The 18,048-nt window shown below is 49.3% G+C and carries 10 protein-coding genes; 9 read left to right on the top strand and 1 reads right to left on the bottom strand.

Annotated elements, in window-relative coordinates:
* The first annotated feature begins 157 nt into the window (after positions 1–157).
* The 5 genes from GWC95_RS14870 to GWC95_RS14850 all read left to right on the top strand — a co-directional run bounded on the left by GWC95_RS14870 (position 158) and on the right by GWC95_RS14850 (position 9,230).
* Complete coding sequence (locus GWC95_RS14870; protein ID WP_161819507.1) at positions 158–2,623, top strand: penicillin acylase family protein; 2,466 nt, start codon at positions 158–160, stop codon at positions 2,621–2,623.
* A gap of 11 nt (positions 2,624–2,634) precedes the next feature.
* Positions 2,635–2,994, top strand: coding sequence for a hypothetical protein (locus GWC95_RS14865; RefSeq protein ID WP_161819506.1), 360 nt, complete (start codon positions 2,635–2,637; stop codon positions 2,992–2,994).
* A 203-nt stretch (positions 2,995–3,197) separates the two neighbouring features.
* The gene (locus tag GWC95_RS14860; RefSeq protein ID WP_161819505.1) at positions 3,198–5,642 is read left to right on the top strand and encodes a DUF5686 and carboxypeptidase regulatory-like domain-containing protein; all 2,445 of its coding nucleotides are present in this window, start codon (positions 3,198–3,200) and stop codon (positions 5,640–5,642) included.
* A gap of 137 nt (positions 5,643–5,779) precedes the next feature.
* Positions 5,780–6,823 (top strand): oxygen-dependent tRNA uridine(34) hydroxylase TrhO, encoded by a 1,044-nt coding sequence (trhO, locus tag GWC95_RS14855; RefSeq protein ID WP_161819504.1) that lies wholly within the window; start codon positions 5,780–5,782, stop codon positions 6,821–6,823.
* 58 nt (positions 6,824–6,881) lie between these two features.
* The gene (locus GWC95_RS14850; RefSeq protein ID WP_161819503.1) at positions 6,882–9,230 is read left to right on the top strand and encodes a TonB-dependent receptor; all 2,349 of its coding nucleotides are present in this window, start codon (positions 6,882–6,884) and stop codon (positions 9,228–9,230) included.
* 34 nt (positions 9,231–9,264) lie between these two features.
* Here the strand turns inward: GWC95_RS14850 and GWC95_RS14845 are convergent, their stop codons facing one another.
* Complete coding sequence (locus GWC95_RS14845; RefSeq protein ID WP_161819502.1) at positions 9,265–10,197, bottom strand: phosphoribosylaminoimidazolesuccinocarboxamide synthase; 933 nt, start codon at positions 10,195–10,197, stop codon at positions 9,265–9,267.
* Positions 10,198–10,343: 146 nt separating this feature from the next.
* Here GWC95_RS14845 and GWC95_RS14840 point away from each other — a divergent pair, with 146 nt between their 5' ends.
* The 4 genes from GWC95_RS14840 (at position 10,344) to GWC95_RS14825 (ending at position 17,963) form a co-directional block, all read left to right on the top strand.
* Complete coding sequence (locus GWC95_RS14840) at positions 10,344–13,232, top strand: TonB-dependent receptor (protein WP_161819501.1); 2,889 nt, start codon at positions 10,344–10,346, stop codon at positions 13,230–13,232.
* Positions 13,233–13,492: 260 nt separating this feature from the next.
* The gene (locus GWC95_RS14835) at positions 13,493–14,479 is read left to right on the top strand and encodes a pyruvate dehydrogenase complex E1 component subunit beta (RefSeq protein WP_161819500.1); all 987 of its coding nucleotides are present in this window, start codon (positions 13,493–13,495) and stop codon (positions 14,477–14,479) included.
* A gap of 88 nt (positions 14,480–14,567) precedes the next feature.
* A complete protein-coding gene (locus GWC95_RS14830; RefSeq protein ID WP_161819499.1) occupies positions 14,568–16,655 on the top strand; it encodes a TonB-dependent receptor in 2,088 nt (695 codons plus the stop codon).
* Positions 16,656–16,811: 156 nt separating this feature from the next.
* Positions 16,812–17,963: a sigma-54-dependent transcriptional regulator gene (locus GWC95_RS14825; protein WP_161819498.1), complete on the top strand. Its 1,152-nt coding sequence runs from the start codon at positions 16,812–16,814 to the stop codon at positions 17,961–17,963.
* Positions 17,964–18,048 lie beyond the last annotated feature (85 nt).

The following is an 18,048-nucleotide window of genomic DNA, read 5'->3' as shown; positions in this document are numbered from 1 at the left end:
GCAAAATTACTGAAAAAGCCCGGTTTTCGGAGGTGGGCGGCGGCCACGGATCATTGAGGCACCCATTGTACCACAGGCGAAAAAATAAAGCAGGCATGACCCGCGGCCCGTAGCCCGCTGCTAAAAAAATCCTACTTTCATCACCTAAAACATTGCCATGAGGATTCTCCCCTTCCTGATCTCCGCGCTGGTTACGGCCGGGTTGGTTACGGCGCTTAATATGCAACTGCCGCTGGGCGGCTCTAAATCGCCGCGACTGGGCTATTTTTTGTCGCCGCAGAGCGGTTTCTGGCAAAACGCCGAGCCTGTCAACACTGTTTTTGATGCCGATGTAAAACTGGCCGGGCTCAAGGGCAAAGTGGATGTGTTTATGGATGAGCGCCTGGTTCCGCATATTTACGCCGACAATGATCTCGATGCCTATTATGTTCAGGGATTTCTGCATGCAAAGTTCCGTCTCTGGCAAATGGAGTTCCAGACAAGGGCCGCAGCAGGCAGGTTGTGCGAGGTATTGGGACCGGATAAAATAGCGATCGACCGCATGTTCAGAAGATTGGGCATGGTATACGGCGCTGAACAGACCATGGCTGCAATGGATAAGAACCCGGAGATGAAAGCCACCGTGGATGCCTATGCGCAAGGGGTGAACGCTTACATCAGGTCGCTGAAACCGCAGGACATCCCTTTCGAATACAAATTACTCGATTACAAACCCGAAGAATGGACGCCGTTTAAAACATACCTGTTCCTGATGTTTATGTCGTACGACCTCAGCGGCCGCGGCGCCACAACGGATCTCCAGATGACCAATGCGCGCAACTATTTTGGTTACGATGATTTTGACCAGCTCTTTACCAATGTGCAGGATTCGCTTGACCCCATCATTCCGAAAGGAACATCGTATGCCAAACCGGGCATCGTTCCGGTTGCGCCAAAACAGGTGGATTCGTTGTACTACCACACCAACAGGCCGGGCGCAACGGCAATGAATACGACCGCGCCCGATAAAGACAATGGAAGCAACAACTGGGTGGTTGCCGGTACAAAAACAAAAAGCGGCAGGCCCATTCTTTGCAACGATCCGCACCTGGGGCTTAACCTTCCATCGCTCTGGTACGAAGTGCAGATCTCCACACCAACGCACAATACCTACGGCGCAAGTTTCCCGGGCTCGCCTTCGGTGATCATCGGTTTTAACGACAGCATCGCATGGGGCGTTACCAACGCGGGAAGAGATGTGATCGATTACTACGATGTGCAGTTCAAGGACGCATCGATGTCTGAATACATGTTCAACGGCCAATGGGTCAAAGCCGAACACCGCAAAGAAGTGATCAAAGTAAGGGGCGGCGGCGATTCTGTTGAAAACATAGCCATGACCGTTTTTGGCCCCGTGATCTACGACAACCACAATTCCACCACAAGCACCACCGGCAGGTACCTCGCCATAAAATGGACGGCGCAACAGGCGGGCACAGGCCTACAGACATTTTACAAACTCAACCGCGCAAAAAATTTTGACGATTATATGTCGGCAATCGACGGCTGGACCTGCCCCGGGCAAAACTTCGCATTCGCATCCAAAACCGGCGATATCGCGATCAAGCAGCAGGGCGCCTTTGTTGCGCGATGGAAAAGACAGGGAGATTTTGTGATGCCGGGAACCGACAGCGCTTTCATGTGGCAGGGAATGATCCCGGTTGATGAGAACCCCATGGCGAAAAACCCGGCGCGCGGTTTTGTAAGCAGCGCAAACCAGATGTCGACCGATTCCACTTACCCTTATTACCTCGGGATGGCAAGCGCATTTCCCGTATACCGCGGGTTAACCATCAACCGAGCGCTGGAAAGGATGAATGATATTACACCGGAAGACATGCAACAACTTCAAATGGACAATTACAATTCGTTCGCAGAAATGGCCCGCCCCGTTTTCCTCAAATACCTTGATGAAACCAAACTGAACAGCGACGAAAAAAAATACGTAAGCATACTGGTTGACTGGAACCTCCGCGGAGACGCTCCGGAAAAAGGCGCAACCGTTTTTAAAGCGATGTGGGACAGCCTTGAAAAAGAGGTCTACAACGATGAATTTGCAAAATCGGCATTGCCACTTCCCAAACCCGATGCGCCTGTGTTGCTCGAGCGTTTGTTGCGGGGCGATACAAGCTGGAAGTTTATCGACAACATCAACACGCCGCAAAAAGAAACCATACGGGATGTTGTAATGACGGCGTGCCGCAAAGCCACGGCCTACCTGAAGGAAACAGACGGTAAAGGCAACCTTGCGTGGGCAAAATACAAAGACACGCGCGTGAACCATCTTTTAAAGATCCCTGCACTGAGCAGGTTGCATTTGCCCATCGGTGGCGGGGAGCATATGGTAAATGCAACAAAAGAGGCGCACGGCCCGAGCTGGCGCATGATCGTTCATTTAACGGATGAAATTGAGGCATATGGCGTTTATCCCGGCGGACAAAGCGGAAACCCCGGCAGTAAATATGCAGACACTTTCGTGGATGCATGGGCCGCAGGAAAATATTACCGCATCCTTTTCCTGAAGAAAGAGGAAGCAGCAAAGAATGAAAAGATTAAATGGCACATGCGTTTTACCAACAGCTAAATTGATTGTTTATGAAAATGTTCTCAGCGATCCTATTAACAGCATTCCTCGCTTTCGTGGTTGGCGTTTACGGTGAATTGCCCTGGTGGAGCTTTGCCGTTACATCACTGGTTGTAGCGGTGGCCATTCACCAGCGGGCGGGGCGTGCCTTTCTCTCCGGTTTCCTGGGGTTGTTCCTTTTGTGGGGCATACTCGCATTTGTAAAAGATGCGGCCAACGAACATATCCTGTCAACAAAAGTGTCGCAGTTGTTTTTGAAGAACGATTCGTACCTTTTATTGATCATTGTAACCGCCATCGTGGGCGGACTGATCAGCGGTTTCGCTGCTTTAACAGGAACCTATCTGAAGCGGGCTCCAAGACGGAGATGAGTTCTTCGTAAAAAAATATTGTATTGTACGGAAACAGCAGACAGCATTGGTTAAAGTCGGTGCTGTCTTTTTTTGCGCCCTGTTTCTTTCCAGGCAACTTTTTGCACGGAAACCGCATTCAGTTGTTGCAAATAAGTTAAACCTAAAGCGGTTCGTAACAAAACACAAACAGAACCGTCTACTTTCGTACCAACCTTAACGCAATGAAACAACTGCTTACTCTTTCCACAGCCATCGTGGCTTTTATTTCTGTGCATGCCGCTACCATCAGCGGAACCATCAAAGACAAAAAAGGCAACCTGCTTCCTTTTTCCTCTATCCTGGTAAAAGGAACAACACAGGGGGCATCTGCCAACAGCAAGGGACAATACTCGCTGCAGTTGAATGCGGGTGAATATACCCTGGTGGCGCAGTTTATCGGTTACCAAACAGAAGAAAAGAAAATAAAAGTGGGAAGGAACGATGAGTTGATCGATTTTGAACTCGAGCAACAGCAATACAACCTGAAGGATGTGGTTGTAAAAAGCGGTGGAGAAGATCCGGCGTATGAGATCATCCGGAAAACGATCGCAAAAAGGGAGGAGCACCTGAAAGAATTGAAGAAGTTCCAGTGCGAGGTGTACATCAAAGGGCAGATGCAGCTGCGCAATTTTCCAAAAACATTTTTCGGCCAGAAGGTAGATTTTGAAGATGGCGATACAAGCAAACGCAAAATGCTTTTTCTTTCCGAAACCGTTGCCAGGTATTCTGTGCTTGAACCCGGCACCCAGAAAGTAGAAGTGATCTCTACAAAGGTAAGCGGCCGCAGCAGTGGTTTTGGGTTGAGCGATCCGCAGATCATTTCCTTTTACCAGAACAATATTTCGGTGGGTGAGGGCTTGAATCCCCGTGGTTTTATTTCACCGATCGCAAGCGGCGCATTGTCGTTTTACAGGTATAAGTTTGAAGGAACCTTTTACGAGAACGGCAAAGAGATCAGCCGCATCAAAGTAATACCGCGCAGAACATACGAGCCGTTGTTCAGCGGTTACATCAACATCATCGAAGACGAATGGCGCCTGCAGAGCGTTGACCTGTTGCTGCTGCGCGAACAACAGATGCAGTACCTTGATACGCTTCGTATACAACAGTTGTATGTTCCATCCGGAAAAACATGGGTGATCAAGAACCAGCTGATCTACCCCGCAGGAAAATTATTCGGTTTCGATTTCTTCGGAACATTTGTGCAGGTGTACGATAAATTCGATATGGAGCCCGCATTCAAACCGAAATTCTTTGATCATACCGTGATCAAATTTTACGATAGTTCCAATAAGAAGACATCGGCGTACTGGGACAGCATCCGCCCGCTTCCGCTACTGGCAGAAGAGCAGCGCGACTACAAAAGAAAGGACAGCCTTGAACAGGCGCGCAAGGATCCGCGCTACCTCGATTCGCTCGACAGGAAAAGAAACAAGATAACCCTTGGCGGATTGTTGTTCACGGGACAGTCGTATTCCGTAAGAAAAAGAAAGGAGTTCATCAGTTTCGATGCATTGATCAGTACACTCAATTACAATACGGTAGAGGGCGCCGTGTTTAATTTTTCCCCGCGTTACAGCAGGCGGTACGAGGGGCGTAAGTTTTTGTCGGTTACACCGGATATCCGTTATGCCATCACAAGCGGGCACCTCAATCCGTCTGTTTCGGTTGGTTATGGATTCGGGAAGAAATATTTGCAGACCATCAATGTTTCGGGCGGAAGACAGGTGCTGCAGTTCAACAATGCAGGATCGATCACACCGCGGATCAATACGATCAAGACCCTGCTGAATGAATACAATTACATGAAGATCTACGAGGCAAATTTCTTCCGCGCATCTTATGGATCGTCGATAGGGAACGGGTTGAGTTTCACGGCCTCGTTCCAGTTCCAGGACAGGCTGCCGCTTGAGAATTTAGCCGATCCCGTGAAATGGAAAGATTTTGAAGGGCGCTCGTTCACACCCAATTACCCGACAGAGATCGCGGCAACGAATATGGTGCGCAACCAGGCATCCTCGTTCAGCCTCGGAGTAACATGGAGGCCGGGGATGGACTACATAGAACTGCCCGACCGCAAATTCGGAATCGGTTCAAAGTACCCTACGATCAGCGCGCTTGTAACCAAAGGCGTAAACGGTTTGCTGGGAAGCGATGTTGACTACACAAAGTGGCGCGTTACGGTTAGCGATGAACTCGATCTCAAACTCGGCGGAAAATTCAACTACAACGTTGGTTTCAGCGGGTTTTTTGATGCGGCGAAAACCTACATCCCAGACTACATTCATTACCTGGGCAACCAAACTATCTTTGCTTCGCGCGAGCTCGCGAGCTTCCAGTTGGCGCCGTATTACAAGTACAGTAATACTTCAAAATTCAACATCGCGGCACACGCGGAGTACCACCTGAATGGTTTGCTCACCAACAAGATCCCATACTTCAAAAAACTCAACTGGTTCCTGGTGGGCGGTGTGAATGCATTGCATGTTGACAAAGCCGCGGATTATGTAGAAGTTTCAGTGGGACTGGAAAACATACTCAAGGTGTTGCGTGTAGACTTTGTGCAGGGCTTTGAGAAGGGTGGTGGCCGGCCGAGCGGGATAAGGATCGCGGCGCCGCTTTTTTAGTAAAATCCTTATCTTTGCCCCGCAAATCGGCCACCCTGCAAGTGGCTCCGTTGTTAATGGAACATTGACGGTACTGCAAAATGCCCGCGCCCACAGGCTGCGTGCAGGCAGCCGCTGATGTCTGAAATGAAAACAAAATGCCAGTACTACACAACCGGGTATCCAACGAGGAACTCAAGAAGCGTTTGATGGAAGAAACGTTCTCCCGCACCACCATTAGTTTTTACCAGTATTTCCCGATCCAGAACCCAAAAGAGTTCCGTGATTTTCTTTACCGGAACCTGGATGCCTTGCAGGTATTCGGAAGGATCTATGTTGCCAAAGAAGGCATCAATGCGCAGATCAGCGTGCCTGCAGAAAAGTTTGAAGCGTTCAGATCTTTCCTGTATTCTATTGAGCCACTGAATGGTTTGCGGTTGAACATTGCGGTTGACGACGACGGGAAAAGCTTCTGGGTGCTGAAAATAAAAGTGCGCGACAAGATCGTTGCCGATGGCATCGATGATCCTGCCTTCAGTATGGAACGCAAAGGAAAATATGTGAATGCCGCGCAGATGAATGAATTGCTCAAGGACCCGGATACAGTGGTGATCGATATGCGCAACCATTACGAATACGAAGTAGGGCATTTTGTAAATGCGCTTGAGGTTCCGTCCGATACGTTCCGCGAGCAATTGCCGATGGCTGTTGAAATGATGAAAGGAAACGAGGAAAGGAACATCATCATGTACTGCACCGGCGGGATCCGCTGCGAGAAAGCGAGTGCGTATATGCTGCACAAAGGATTTCAGAATGTATTTCACCTCGAAGGGGGCATCATCAAGTACGCCAGGGAAGCGAATGAACAATCGCTGGATAAAAAATTCATTGGAAAGAACTTTGTGTTCGACGACAGGCTCGGCGAGCGCATTACCGAAGATGTGATCGCGCATTGCCACCAATGCGGTAAACCCTGCGACGACCACACCAATTGTAAGAACGATGGTTGCCACCTGCTCTTCATCCAATGCGAAACCTGCGCGGCGGAAATGAACGGATGTTGCAGTGTTGAGTGCAAAGACACACTCCATTTGCCCGTGGAACGCCAGAAAGAGATCAGGAAAGGAGTGGAGAACGGGCAGAACATCTTCAACAAAAGCCAGGCACGTTTACGCCCCCGTATAGCGCCCCTTAACCGATAATTAAGGTGGAAGTGAGCTGCTTTGAGATATTTTTGCCTATAGAAACAGCAACTGCTACATGAAGAAAGCGGCCGGGTTGGTTTTATTGTTTTTCCTCTTTGCGCTCTTTGCGCATGCGCAGTTGCCGGTGATGAACTGCGTTGTAAAAGACCTTTATTTTGCGCAGTCCATACCGTTTGCTTCCATCGTGGTTGATGAAAGGGATACCATTTACGCAAACGACAAAGGCGAATGGAATCTTTCTCTCCAGCAAAACCAGTCGGTAACGGTAAAGGTTAGCGCAAAAGGTTACGGCCCCAAAACAGTAGTTGTAAAATTTACCCCCGCACAGTTCACTATTTTTCTTGAGCCGCTCAATTACCAGACCAATTACATACAGGTGCGGGGTTTGTACAATGGCAAAAACCTCTTCAATACCCCGGGATCCATCGCCAATCTTGTTACGCGCGACCTGCAACGCAACAACCAGGTAGAACTTCAGCAGAGCTTTAATGTGTTGCCCGGCGTGCGTATGGAGTTCCGTAACATCAATACCGGCGCGCGGATCATACTTCGTGGTTATGGCAACCAGAACAACAACAACGGCATCGGCTACAAAGCGTATTACAACGATATCCCTTTAACAGAAGCAGACGGCACCACGAATCTCGACGACATTGATTTTGCAACGCTCGCCCGCGTTGAAGTGTTCCGCGGGCCCGTGTCAAGCGTATACGGAACCGGCATTGGTGGCGTTGTAAATTTTGTTTCTGAAAAAGCGCCGCAGGGTATCAGTGTACGCCAATGGTTTCTTACCGGGTCGAACAATACTTTCAGGACCACCTCGTCGGTTGGTGTGGGCAACGATAAATCGAACATCATATTCAATTACGGACAGCAGCGCACCGACGGCTACCGCATGAACAGCGCCTCCAAAAAAGATTTCTGGAACCTCAACGCTTCGTTCTACAACAGTGCGAAGAGCACACTCAGTGCATTTGTTTATTACACGAAATCGAATGACCAGCTATCGGGACAGGTAGACAGTTTCGGCCTGATCAATTACCCCGACAGCGCAGAGATCAGCTACCTGCGCAACAACTCGCACAGCGAGCTGGAGAGCATACGCATGGGTGTTTCGCAGGAGTATAGTTTTAATAAGCTGCTGAGCAACAAAACAACTTTTTTTGTTGGCACGCAGGAGATAGGTCAAGGTGTTGCAACCATCCTTACCAAAACGCACAAGAGCAGTTTCGGCGCGCGCACGGCTTTTATTTTTACACCAACGCTTGGGCCTACCGTTACATCGCGGTTTACGCTGGGCATGGAGGTTCATAAGAACATCATCTACCAAAAATCATACAACCTCAACAACGGTGTATTGGGCACGCTTCGTACCGACCAGGAACTGAAACCTTTGCAATGGAACGTGTTCGGCATGCTTGAGCTCACCATCGCCAAAAACACATTGATGGTGTTCAGCGGCAGCGCGAATTTCATTACCTATGATAACGAGGACCTGCGCGCAACGGCCGGCAGTTACATCAACCAGTCGGGATACAGGACCTTCAAACCACTGGTCACACCGCGCTGGGTAGTGAACCACCTGGTGAGTAAGAACATTTCTGTTTACTCCAATTACAGCATGGGTTATGCGCAGCCGGGCACGGCACAGTTCATCATTCCGCAAACGGGAAAAGTGAACGAGGGTATCAAACCAGAGATCAGCAATACGTTCGAGGTGGGAACAAAGGCAAGTCTTTTCAAAGACGCGATGTACCTCAACTTTGCTTTTTTTAACATGGACGTGACCGATAAGATCGTTACACAAAACTTCCCCGCAGCAGGGGGCAATCCTGCGTACATTGCGTTCGTGAATGCGGGGTCGGTCAACTTCACAGGGGCGGAGCTTACGATCAATTACGCGTTGATACCAAAACAAAAGCAATTCCTCGGGCTCCTGCGGCCGTTCATGTCTTACACCTACAACGGAAGCAGGAACTCGGATCTTAAAAGCGATAACAACAACAATTCATCCACGCGCAATTATTCAAACCTGCATGTAAGCGGGCTGGCAAGAAACATTTTGAATGTTGGTTTTGATGTGGAAGCGGGCGATGGCTTTTATCTGAATGCCACGGATCTTTTTACAGACCGGATACCGATCACGCTTGATAATACCGTGTATGCAGATTCTTATAATCTTGTAAACCTGAAAGCCGGTTACCGAAAAGAGTTTGGCAAAACGGGACGATCACATTTCAGCTTTGATGTGTTCGGGGGAAACAACAATATTTTCAATGCAACCTATGCACAGTTTGTGGTGATCAACCTCGTTCCGGTTGGCGGCGTTGCGCCGAAATATTTTACACCGGGGCCACGATCCACTTTGTATGCGGGCCTGAGCCTCAGGTACACCTTTCGATGATCAACAGGGGCATTTCAATTAAAAGACAAAGGGATCAGATCGCGTTTAACCTCACCAGGGCTTCTTTCACTTTTGATTCGATCACAGCATCTTCAACAGATTCGGGAACAAACGGTCGGCCCGTTACTTTCTCAAACAGTTCAATGTATCTTTTGCTGATGGTATCGATCCATTCATCACTCATTTCCGGAACGGTCTGGCCTTCTTTACCCATGAAGTTATTTGCAATCAGCCACTCGCGTACAAACTCCTTGCTGAGTTGTTTTTGTTTTTCGCCGGACGCCTGTCTTTCTTCAAAACCATCGGCATAAAAGTAGCGCGATGAATCGGGTGTGTGTACTTCATCCATGAGATAGATGGTGTTGCCGATCTTCCCGAATTCGTATTTTGTATCTGCGAGGATCAGGCGTTGTTTTGCAGCGATCTCCTTACCGCGGGCGAATAATTTCAGCGTGTAATCTTCCAGTATTTTCCATTCATCTGCAGAGCAGAGCCCGTTGGCTATGATGTCTTCCTTTGAAATATCCTCATCGTGCCCCGCATCGGCCTTGGTAGAAGGTGTGATGATGGGTTCGGGAAAAAAATCATTTTCCTTCAGGCCCTCGGCCATTGTAACGCCGCATAGCTCTCTTTTACCGCTGCTGTAGGTGCGCCAGGCGTGGCCCACAACATTTCCCCTTACCACCATTTCTATTTTGAACGGTACGCAGCGTTTGCCGATCGATACGTTGGGCGCCGGCACATCAACCAGCCAGTTGGGGCAGATATCGCGGGTGGCGTTGAGCATGTATTCGGCTATCTGGTTGAGAACCTGTCCTTTGAAAGGGATCGGCCGGGGCAGGATCACGTCGAAAGCAGATATACGGTTGCTCGCAACCATCACGAGCCAGCTGGCCCCGATGCTGTAAACATCTCTTACTTTACCGTGGTAAACGTTGGTCTGGGAAGGAAACTGGTAGGATGCCATGCCGCAAAATTAGATAGCGCATTGATAAATAAGGAGTAGTACACATAATTTTTCTTAACACCAGAGCGTTATTTGTGAACAAATTAAATTTCACTACCAATTCAACAAATGCTATTTTTAATTACCATTCATTAAAACTTGCTTATATGAGAAGATCCCGTTATGGGTTACTGGCACTCGGCACAGTCATGTGTATTTCAGCCGTTGCACAGCAATCAACTACCGTTACCGGTAGTATAAAGAACAGTCAAACGAAAGAACCTATTTCGGCTGTCTCTATTTCAATCAAAGGGGGAACCGCCGGAACATTTACCGATGACAAAGGAAATTTTCGTTTTTCCACGGTCCAGAAGCTCCCGTTCACAATCGTTATTTCATCCGTTGGCTATACCACCAAAGAGGTGTCGGTTACAAGCAACAACCAGGTTGTTAATGCAGACCTCGATGTGTCTTTTACCTTGGGTGAAGAGGTGGTTGTAGCGGCATCAAGGGTTGCGGAGAGAATTCTCGAATCTCCTGTTTCCATTGAAAGGATCAGCAATAACGCGATCAGGAATACGGCCGCGGTAAACTATTACGATATGATCACCAACCTGAAAGGTGTAGACGTGGTTTCTGCCAGTTTAACCTTCCGCAGTGTGGGTACGCGGGGTTTCAACGTGAGCGGTAATGCTCGTATGAACCAGATCATGGACGGAATGGACAACCAGGCGCCGGGCCTCAACTTCTCTGTGGGCAGCATCATCGGTTTAACGGAACTGGATGTTGACAACATCGAGCTCCTGCCAGGTGCATCTTCTGCACTCTATGGCTCGGGTGGTATGAACGGAACTTTGCTGATCAACAGCAAGAACCCGTTCAAATACCAGGGATTGAGCTTCCAGGTGAAAGCAGGTATTAAAGATATTGATGGCGCACAACGCCCTACTTCCAAATTCTACGACTGGAGCGTTCGCTTTGCCGATAAGATCAACGACCGTTGGGCGTATAAGATCGGTGCGCAATACATACAGGCGCAGGACTGGCTGGCCAACCAACCAGACAACCGCCAGCGCGGCGGTACCGCAGCAACCACAGGTACACGTTATACAGATCCTAACTACGATGGCATTAACCTGTATGGAGATGAAACAACACAAAACATCGGGCAGATCGCACAGTCGGTATTTGGCGCGGCAGGCATCAGCGCGTTTGTTCCAAATTTCAATGCGTTCCTGGCAGCTAACCCGGGTGCAACACAGTCAGACTTCAATGCTGTTTTGCAGGGAGCGGTAGGCGCAACAAACTATGCCGCCTTGGCTGCACAGGGTGTAAACGTTTTCCTTTATGGCAACGGCCGCGGTTATTTCAATGGCGTAAACGTGAGCCGTACGGGGTATGACGAGAAAGATGTGATCAGTCCGGAAACATACAACTTCAAACTTACAGGTGCATTGCACTATAAACTCACAGAAAAGATCGAAGCATCCCTTTCAGCAAACTGGGGTATCGGTAACAGCGTTTACACAGGCAGCGACCGTTACTCACTCAAAGAACTGAAAATGGGCCAGTATAAACTGGAACTGAAAGCAAAAAACTGGTTCCTGAAAGCATATACCACGCATGAGAACGCAGGTAACGCTTTCAATGCAACCATCACAACACGTTTGTACAACGAGGCGTGGAAACCAAGCCAGACATGGTACTTCCAGTACATGGCGGCATACACTGGGGCAAGGTCGGCGGGACTGGATATTCTCAGCTCGCATGCAACGGCAAGAGGTGTTGCAGACCAGGGCAGGCCGATCGGCTTTATCGGGAACACGCCTTTGTTCAAATCGATCGCAGAAAAACCGATCTCGCAAGGGGGTGGTTTGTTCCTCGACCGTTCAAGGCTGAATGTGTTTGAAGGGCAGTACAATCTTTCAGACGACCTCAAACTCACAGAACACGGAACTGATGTGTTGGTGGGCGCGAACCTGAAACAATATGTGCTGAATTCGCAGGGAACTTTGTTTGCAGATACTACGGGCAACATCAAGATCAATGAATTTGGCGCTTACCTGCAGATCTCCCAGAAATTACTGAACGATGTTTTGAAACTCACCGTTTCGGGACGTTACGATAAGAATACCAATTTCGAGGGCCGTTTCACGCCAAGGGCATCGGCGGTAGTTAAACTGGCACAGGATCATCACCTGCGTTTCTCTTACCAGACAGCTTACCGTTTCCCAACCACGCAAAACCAATGGATCAACCTGACCGTAGGTGGTGGCATCAAATTGATCGGGGGCTTGCCTGCTTTGAAGAATTTCTACAACTTCTCGGGCAATCCAACCTATACCCAGGAAAGTGTGGGTACTTACAGGGCAACCGGAAACGCTGCGGCACTCGTACAACAAACCTATGGCGAATTCAAACCTGAATCGATGCAATCGTTCGAGGTTGGTTACAAGGGCCTCGTTGCGAAAAAATTACTCATCGATGTGTATGCATACTGGGCAAACTACAAAGACTTCCTGAGCAGCGTAAATGCTTATCAGGCAAGGGTGGCGGGTTCTGCACCAACCGCATTGCTGTCTGATGCGAACAGCTTTATCTACACCGTTTCCGTAAACACACCGGGCAGCGTGAAAACAAGCGGCTGGGGAGCATCGGCAGAATACCTGCTGCCGGCTAATTTCTTTGTAAGCGCAAACGTTTACCACGATGAGATCGGCGCATTGCCATCAGCAAGCTTTACTTCCTATTTCAATACCCCTAAATACCGTTTGAACGCAGCGTTGAGCAACAGCGGTTTTGGTAAAGACAAACGCTTTGGTTTCACCTTGCAATACAGGTGGCAGAATTCTTTCTATTATGAAGGAACGTTTGCTTCGGGTATGATCGACTGGATGAGGACACTGGATGCAGTAGTAAGCTACAAGATCCCTTCAACCAAATCGATCATTAAAGTAGGTGGTACCAACGTATTCAACAAATACTACCGCACCGGCTTCGGCAGCCCGCAGATCGGTGGATTGTATTATGTGAGCTTTGGATACAACGTATTCTAGGAAGCATCAGGATACAAACGGGCAGGCACAAGGCCCGCCCCGGAATTGATCCTTTCGAAAGGTCCCCTGTCCTGAAGCGGCAGGGGATTTTTTTTAACCCTTGAACAAGGGGCAGGGCCGGGGCGTATTGCCAGGCGCCGGTTTGTAAACAACGGCGGCTTTTCCGGCGCCCTTTTATTAAAGTTCGGGTTCGCTGTTGCCGTTCCTTGTTCGATGTTCTATTTTTCTTACTTTTGCCCCTCATTTAATAAACTGATACTATGCGTTCTATTGCATTTAGAGAGGCTATCCGCGAGGCCATGAGCGAGGAGATGAGAAGGGATGAGAAAGTGTTCCTGATGGGAGAAGAAGTTGCCGAGTACAATGGCGCCTACAAAGTGAGCCAGGGAATGCTCGCCGAGTTTGGTGCAAAAAGAGTGATCGATACACCGATCGCCGAACTGGGTTTCACGGCCGTGGCCGTTGGCGCAGCACAGAACGGTTTGCGCCCTGTGGTTGAATTCATGACCTGGAACTTTGCCGTACTGGCGATGGACCAGATCCTCAATACCGCATCCAAAATGCTGGCGATGAGCGGCGGGCAGATCAGCTGCCCCATCGTGTTCCGCGGCGGTAACGGAAGCGCTGGCCAGTTGGGTGCGCAGCACTCTACGGCTTTTGAAAGCTATTATGCAAACATTCCGGGTATCAAGGTCGTTTCTCCGTCTACACCCTACGATGCAAAAGGATTGCTCAAACAGGCCATCCGTTACGAACAGGATCCTGTTATGTTTATGGAAAGCGAGGTAATGTATGGCGATAAAGGCGATGTGCCCGAAGAAGAATACTACATCCCGCTCGGCAAAGCCGATGTAAAGAAACAGGGCCGCGATGTAACGATCGTGTCTTTCAATAAAATGATGAAAGTGGCGATCGGCGCAGCAGCAGAGCTGGAGAAAGAAGGCATCAGCGCAGAAGTGATCGATCTGAGAACGATCCGTCCGCTCGACTGGCCTACCATCATCGAGAGCGTTAAGAAAACCAACCGCCTGGTGATCGTGGAAGAACAATGGCCATTCGCTTCTGTTTCTTCAGAGATCACATACCGGATACAGAAAGAAGGTTTCGATTACCTTGATGCGCCGATCCGCAGGATCACCAGTGCCGATGCTCCCATGCACTACGCGCCAAACCTGGCCGCACTCGCCATCCCCGATGTGGCACGCACGGTAAAACTTGTGAAAGAAGTAATGTACCAGAAGAAATAACAACCACCTGATTTTGAAAAACCCGGAACTTAGTTTCGGGTTTTTGTTTTGTGATGGATTGGAATATTTTTTGATGACAATGCCGACGATGAAAAAAATTTCTTTTCTCTTTACGCTGTTTGTTTTTCCTGCGGTTTTATTTTCCCAGCAGAAAGACAGGGCATCACCACTTTCTGATTCTTTGTTGTTAAAACAGCAGGTTCAGGGTGCTCCCATCACTTATGTTACCGTTGAAGCCTTTCAATCCAACCGCCAGTGGAAGACCGTTCCGGCTTCTGTTGCGGTTTTAACGGCCGACGAGTTCAACCGCTATGCAAATACGACGTATGTTCCGCTGTTCAATCTTGTTCCGGGCGTGCGGGTTGAAGAACGTTCGCCGGCAAGTTACCGGTTGTCTATCCGCGGAAGTTTGCTGCGTTCGCCCTTTGGTGTGCGCAACGTAAAAGTGTACTGGAACGGCATCCCGTTAACCGATGGCGGGGGAAACACTTACCTCAACCTGGTTGACCTGAACGAGATCTCTGGCGCGGAAATCATCAAGGGGCCTGCAGCGAGTACCTACGGTGCCGGCACAGGCGGCGCAGTGTTGCTGCAATCGAAACAGGATTTTTCACAGGCCACTCAAAACAGTTTCACCGCCGGTATTTCCGGTGGATCGTATGGACTCTTCCAGCAGCAGCTGGGATGGAACCATACCACTAAAAATTTCACCTCCTCCCTGCAGCAGCTACACCAGCAGTCTGATGGCTACCGCGAACAATCTGCAACCCGCAAAGACATCCTCAAATGGCAAAGCGCGGTGCAGCTCAACCGGCAACAATTGCAGTTCCTGTTTTTTTATACCGATTTGTTTTACCAGACGCCGGGCGCGATCAATCTTGCGCAGTTTCAATCAAACCCCAGGCTCGCGCGTCAGGCCGCCGGAACCATCCCCGGTTCTGTACAGCAAAACGCATCGATCCGTAACAAAACCATTTTTGGCGGCGTGCACCACGATGCCGGCCTGAGTGATCACTTTATGCTGAAAAGTTTTGTGACCGCCAATCACACCTCGTTCACCAACCCATTCATCACCAATTACGAAACCAGGAAAGAGAACAACATAGGTGCGGGAACGGATCTTGTTTACCACATCAAAAACAGCAACACAGATTTCCAGTGGATGAACGGCATCGAATGGCTCCGCAACCATTCACGCATCGATGATTATGGAAACAGGAACGGCGTTGCAGATACCGTTCAGTTCAGGGATGATGTTTACGCCTCGCAGTGGTTTGCGTTTTCACAGGCGCAATGGGGTGTGGGTGAGCGATGGGTGTTTACAGCGGGAGTGAGTTTCAACAACCAGTCTTTCCGCTACAAACGTTTAACGGATGCGGCGCCGGCGTTTGTTTCCAAAGAGATCAATGGTGTTTTCACGCCAAGGCTGGCTGTGTTGTACCGCATTACCAAAGACGTCTCGCTCTATGCCCTCGCTGCCAAAGGGTTTTCACCCCCGGCTTTGGCAGAGGTGCGTCCTTCGGACGGAAATTATTATGGAAACCTCGGTGCTGAATATGGCTGGAACTACGAGGCCGGCATCAAAGGCGAATTGCTGAACGGAAGGATACAGTTTGATGTGGCCGCCTATTTTTTTAGTCTTCAGAACGCGATCGTACGCAGAACAAACAGCACAGGCGCAGAATATTTTGTGAACGCGGGCGGCACCAGGCAAAACGGTGTGGAGGCGCTGCTGAAATACCGGCTCGTCAAAAACAAAACGAATTTTGTTTCGGGCCTTCAATTGTGGAGCAGCTACAGTTTTCAGCCCTATCGTTTCAAAGAATACCAGCAGGCAGGCGTCAATTATTCGGGCAATGAACTTACAGGCGTGCCGCGCAATATCTGGTTGAGCGGCATCGATATAGAACTGAAAAAAGTTTTTTACGTGAATGCCTCCATCAACGCAACCTCATCCCTTCCCCTTACAGATGCGAACGATGCCTATGCCGATGCCTACCAGCTCGTACAATGCAAACTTGGATACCGGCGAAAAACGATCGAAGTATTTGCAGGGATGGATAATGTTTTAAACCAGCGCTATAGCCTGGGGAACGACATCAATGCACTTGGCAAAAGATATTACAATGCTGCGCAGGGCAGGAATGTGTTTGGAGGGCTTGTTGTGCGCTTCTAGTTGTTGCCACAGGTTTCACGGATTTTCACAGAGGGGCTACCGCGCGGCGGTACCCGCAACCTCTTCTGTGAAAATCCGTGAAATCTGTGGCAACCAAAAGTTAATAGTGAAATCAATCCGGAAACTACACTTATCTTAGTATCAAATAAAACCATAATGCCGAATATTCTGATCATAGACGATGAAAAAGCGATACGCAACGTGCTGAAAGATATACTCAGCAACGAAGGGTTTACGGTTGACGAAGCAACGGATGGTGAAGAGGGTCTGAAGAAATTTACTTCGGGCAGTTATGATGTGGTGTTGTGCGATATCAAGATGCCCAAAGTGGATGGGCTCGAGTTTTTGCAGAAAGTGATCGATTCGCAATCTGAGGTTCCCGTGATCATGATCAGTGGCCATGGAAATATTGAAACAGCAGTGGATGCGGTAAAAAAAGGGGCATTCGATTATATTTCCAAACCACCCGATCTGAACCGCCTGCTCATTACCATTCGCAATGCGCTCGACAAAACCGTGCTCGTAAAAGAAACGAAAACGCTGAAGCGGAAAGTGTCGCGTGTGCAAGAGATCATCGGCGAAAGCGAGGGCATCCGGAAAGTAAAGGAAACGATCGATAAGGTGGCGCCTACCGATGCACGTGTACTGGTTACCGGCGAGAACGGAAGTGGTAAAGAACTTGTGGCAAGATGGCTGCATGAAAAAAGCAACCGCAACGAGGGGCCCATTGTTGAAGTAAACTGCGCTGCAATTCCCGGCGAACTGATCGAAAGCGAATTGTTCGGTCACGAAAAAGGATCGTTTACCTCTGCCATCAAACAACGCATCGGCAAATTTGAACAGGCCAATGGAGGAACGCTGTTCCTGGATGAGATAGGGGATATGAGCCTTTCGGCGCAGGCCAAGGTGCTTCGTGCCCTCCAAGAAGGAAAGATCACACGCGTGGGCGGCGATAAGGAAATTGCGGTGGATGTGCGGGTGATCGCGGCCACCAATAAGGACCTGCTCGAAGAAGTGAACGCCAAAAACTTCAGGCTCGACCTCTACCACCGGCTTGGCGTGATCCTGATCCATGTTCCGTCGCTGAACGAAAGACGCGACGATATACCCTTGCTCGTTGAAAAATTCCTCACCGATATTGCCCAGGAATACGGGCAGGCGCCCAAAAAGATCGAGAAAAAAGGAATGGATGCCCTCCAGAAACACGACTGGACCGGCAACATCCGCGAACTGCGCAACGTGGTGGAGCGCCTCGTGATCCTTTCAGGGAAAGAGATCCAGGCCTCGGATGTGGAGGCGCATGTATGATTTTGTATGGCAGGAATGTTAAAGGTTTGTTGTAAGTACTTGGGCAAAATATAAGGGCGGTGGCCAACGGTTCGCGATTCGCTGT

The sequence above is a fragment of the Sediminibacterium roseum genome (assembly GCF_009939005.1).
Lineage (GTDB): Bacteria > Bacteroidota > Bacteroidia > Chitinophagales > Chitinophagaceae > Sediminibacterium > Sediminibacterium roseum.
This window is presented reverse-complemented; position numbering and strand designations above follow the sequence as displayed.

Excerpts from the sequence above, each read along its gene's own strand:
- trhO (WP_161819504.1), top strand. The coding sequence starts at position 5,780 with ATGCCAGTACTACACAACCGGGTATCCAACGAGGAACTCAAGAAGCGT.
- GWC95_RS14860 (WP_161819505.1), top strand. The coding sequence starts at position 3,198 with ATGAAACAACTGCTTACTCTTTCCACAGCCATCGTGGCTTTTATTTCT.
- GWC95_RS14870 (WP_161819507.1), top strand. The coding sequence starts at position 158 with ATGAGGATTCTCCCCTTCCTGATCTCCGCGCTGGTTACGGCCGGGTTG.
- GWC95_RS14850 (WP_161819503.1), top strand. The coding sequence starts at position 6,882 with ATGAAGAAAGCGGCCGGGTTGGTTTTATTGTTTTTCCTCTTTGCGCTC.
- GWC95_RS14830 (WP_161819499.1), top strand. The coding sequence starts at position 14,568 with ATGAAAAAAATTTCTTTTCTCTTTACGCTGTTTGTTTTTCCTGCGGTT.
- GWC95_RS14835 (WP_161819500.1), top strand. The coding sequence starts at position 13,493 with ATGCGTTCTATTGCATTTAGAGAGGCTATCCGCGAGGCCATGAGCGAG.
- GWC95_RS14865 (WP_161819506.1), top strand. The coding sequence starts at position 2,635 with ATGAAAATGTTCTCAGCGATCCTATTAACAGCATTCCTCGCTTTCGTG.
- GWC95_RS14825 (WP_161819498.1), top strand. The coding sequence starts at position 16,812 with ATGCCGAATATTCTGATCATAGACGATGAAAAAGCGATACGCAACGTG.
- GWC95_RS14845 (WP_161819502.1), bottom strand. The coding sequence starts at position 10,197 with ATGGCATCCTACCAGTTTCCTTCCCAGACCAACGTTTACCACGGTAAA.
- GWC95_RS14840 (WP_161819501.1), top strand. The coding sequence starts at position 10,344 with ATGAGAAGATCCCGTTATGGGTTACTGGCACTCGGCACAGTCATGTGT.